Consider the following 3,347-nt stretch of genomic DNA (forward strand, 5'->3'; position numbering starts at 1 on the left):
CGGACGCTGCATGACCGGCGGAGCCGGGGGCTGCCAATTGGAGTCCAAATCGGTGGGAAACTGGTTTTCGGGGCTGACCTCGCTCATGACAAGCCTCGCTTCTGGCAGGGTTTGCGTCGATCTTAGGCTAGCATTCCCCGCCTGAGCAGAGGCTTAACCCACTCACCGACAAAGCTCCGGGAAGCTCCCTAAAAATTGGACGGATGGCGAATGAGACTCAGAAACTCTTCGCGGGTACGGGGATCCTCCTGAAACACCCCCACCATCGAGCTGGTGACCGTCCAGGAGCCGGCCTTTTGTACCCCCCGCATCACCATGCACATGTGGGTAGCCTCGATAACCACCCCCACCCCGTAGGGATCCAGCACCTCCATCAAGGCCTCAGCAATTTGCCGTGTCAGGCGTTCCTGAACCTGCAGGCGGCGGGAGTACATCTCGACGATACGGGCAATTTTGCTTAGGCCCACCACCTTTTGCCTGGGGATGTAGGCCACATGGGCTTTGCCGATAAAGGGCAGCAGATGGTGCTCGCACAGGCTAAACAGAGACACATCCCGCAACAGCACCATCTCGTCATGGCCCTCATCAAAGATGGCACTGTTCAGTAGCTCCTCCAAAGACTGCCGATACCCACTGGTCAAAAACTTCAAAGCCGCAACCACTCGTTCCGGGGTTTTTCGCAGCCCCTCCCGTTGGGGATCCTCCCCGATCCCCCGCAGCAGCGTCTCCACCGCCGCCACCATAGCCGGATCTGAGACATCCGAGCTACCCAATTCTTCTTCCGCAAAAGTGGCTCGATCTCGAATCACCCGAGACTTGAAATGGGCTTTGTCATCCATTCGAGATTGCGAGCCAGATCCGGGTTTTGCAAGGGTCATAGCAGGATATTCCTTGTTGAACGAAAGGCTAAGAGAACTCAGTGCAACTCAGCTCAAGGGGCATCCAGTCAAAGGCTGCGATAGCCAAAACCCTCCCAAGTCACGGGCAACCCCAAACCAGCCAGGTCTAAAAGGCTCCCACCGCAGGCATGAAGGTGAGATCTTCCACCACCGCACCTGTGGGCAACCGAACAATATAGGTAATCAAATCGGCTACCCATTCCGGCGAGAGCATTTTGGAACGGTCGAAGTTGACCCCTACCGTGCCCGTATCCCAGAGGGACGTGTCCACGGCACCAGGGCACAGGCTGGTGACCCGAATGCCATGCTGTCGTTCCTCTTCGGCCAAAGCTTGAGAAAAGCCCATTAGGCCGAACTTGCTGGCACAGTAAGCTCCCCAGTTGGGAAAAGCTCGCTTGCCCGCAATCGAGATGACGTTGACAATCGTGCCGCAGCGCTGCCGGCGCATTCCGGGAAGTACGGCTTGGGCACACAGAAAAGCTGCCGTCAAGTTCAAGTCGATCACTCGCTGCCAATCCGACAAAGGTAAGGTGGCCAAAGGGCCAACGTGGGCCATGCCCGCATTATTGACCAAGACATCGCAGACGCCAAATCGATCCAGGAGAGCCTGCAACTGCTGGGGCAGAGCTGCTAAGTCGGCCAAGTCCATGGGAAAAACCGCTGCCTTACCCCCCTGGTCTTGGATTTGGGCCTGCACCGCTAGCAGATCAGGTTGGGAGCGGGCCACCAGAGCCACCGCTATCCCTTGTCGGGCTAGGGCTAGGGCTACCGCTCTGCCGATCCCTCGACTGGCCCCTGTAATCAGAGCACGTTCGGGAAACTTTGTCTCAAAACTCATTTACAACAAGCCTCTGGCGTGCGCCACACAAGCAAGCGCCACCCAACCTGAGAAACTTCCTTAACTAAGTGTAACACTGATTTTCCATCGCTTCCCTTGGAATCAGGGTAGGGCGCAGAGACCTCAGCCTGTCCTGCTCAAGATCCGTCCGCTGGCTGTTGAACCTCGATCCGGCTAGGTGGGGTCTGGGAGTATGGTAGTGTGGTAAAAATGGTGAAAATCTTTTGCAACAACAACCGTCATGGCTGAGTCTTTGTTTTCTCCAAGCCCCACTGCCGCGCGGGAGGATCCCTCCTACATCCTTCAGCTTGAGGGCATCAGCAAGGGGTTTCCCGGCCAGCGGCAGTTGGTTTTGCGGGAAGTCGAGTTTCGCCTGCCCCAAGGAGACATCCTCAGCATTGTGGGCCCATCAGGTTGTGGGAAAACCACCTTATTGCGCACCATTGCCGGATTTGAGCAGCCGGATAGCGGGCGGATCCTGCTGGGGGGGCAGGTTGTGGCTGGGGAGGGGCAGTGGATCCCACCGGAGCGACGGGGAGTGGGGCTGGTGTTTCAGGATTTTGCCCTGTTTCCCCACTTGAACGTGTTGGCCAATGTGATGTTTGGCCTCCGACCCACTACCCCGTTTGCGTCGGCGGCAGGGGGTGGCAATCGCTCCTCCTCAACTGAGTTGCGAGCTGAGTTGCGAGGCGCTGCCCAACAGGCGCGGGAACGCGCTTACGAGGTGTTGCGGTTGGTGGGCCTGGAAGACTACACCCATCGTTATCCCCACGAGCTTTCGGGCGGGCAGCAGCAGCGGGTGGCTTTGGCGCGGGCTTTGGCCCCCAGGCCTAGCTTGATCCTGTTGGATGAGCCGCTGAGCAATTTGGATGTGCAGGTGCGCTACTACCTGCGGGAAGAAATCCGCAAAATCCTCAAGCAAACCCAGACCTCGGCCATTTTTGTCACCCACGACCAAGAGGAGGCTCTCTGCCTCTCCGACTGGGTGGCGGTGATGCGGGAAGGCCGTATTGAGCAATGGGGATCCCCGGAGGAGGTTTACCGGGAGCCGGCTACTCGCTTCGTGGCAGAGTTTATTACCCAGGCCAACTTTCTGCGCTGTGAGCGGCGGGAGTTTGGTTGGCAGGCTGAAGAGCTGCTGCACATCCCATTCCAGGCTTTGAGGGATCAGCCCGACCCCAGCTTGCGCTGCGCAGAGTTGATGGTTCGACAGGAGGAGTTGCATTTGCATCCTGATCCTCAGGGCGGCATTGTCATTCGGGATCGACAGTTTTTGGGGCGAGAGTACCGCTATTGCCTGATCACAGCAGCCGGCAAAGAATTGCACGCCCTAGCCCGGGAAGCCCTGCCTGTGGGCGCGCGGGTTCACATTGCTGTTGGGCAAGGTCGGCTGTTCCCCCTCGCTGAGGGGTCCTCCGTGGCTGAAAAAGAGCCAAATCGCGCAAAAAGTAAAAGTGTTGCCTGAGTCGGGGTTCTTTTGCACACCTTTAGCAACCCATCTTCCCCGCGACACGAAAGCCTTCGCCCCAGATAGGGCTTAGACTGGCAAGACGGTGGTCCAGGCTGGTAGCTCCCTCTGGAGGGACAAACTGGGTAGGCTGTTGGTGGAG

At 58.1% G+C, this 3,347-nt stretch carries 3 protein-coding genes; 1 reads left to right on the plus strand and 2 read right to left on the minus strand.

Features of this window, described 5'->3' with window-relative positions:
- Window positions 1-188: 188 nt before the first annotated feature.
- Complete coding sequence (gene folE / locus NW820_RS11285) at window positions 189-878, minus strand: GTP cyclohydrolase I FolE (protein WP_414341874.1); 690 nt, start codon at window positions 876-878, stop codon at window positions 189-191.
- A 127-nt stretch (window positions 879-1,005) separates the two neighbouring features.
- Window positions 1,006-1,737 (minus strand): SDR family oxidoreductase, encoded by a 732-nt coding sequence (locus NW820_RS11290; RefSeq protein ID WP_414341872.1) that lies wholly within the window; start codon window positions 1,735-1,737, stop codon window positions 1,006-1,008.
- A gap of 241 nt (window positions 1,738-1,978) precedes the next feature.
- On the opposite strand from NW820_RS11290, the gene NW820_RS11295 reads away from it, so the two are divergent.
- A complete protein-coding gene (locus NW820_RS11295) occupies window positions 1,979-3,202 on the plus strand; it encodes an ABC transporter ATP-binding protein (RefSeq protein WP_414373788.1) in 1,224 nt (407 codons plus the stop codon).
- Window positions 3,203-3,347 lie beyond the last annotated feature (145 nt).

The sequence above is a fragment of the Synechococcus sp. R55.7 genome (assembly GCF_047461955.1).
Lineage (GTDB): Bacteria > Cyanobacteriota > Cyanobacteriia > Thermostichales > Thermostichaceae > Thermostichus.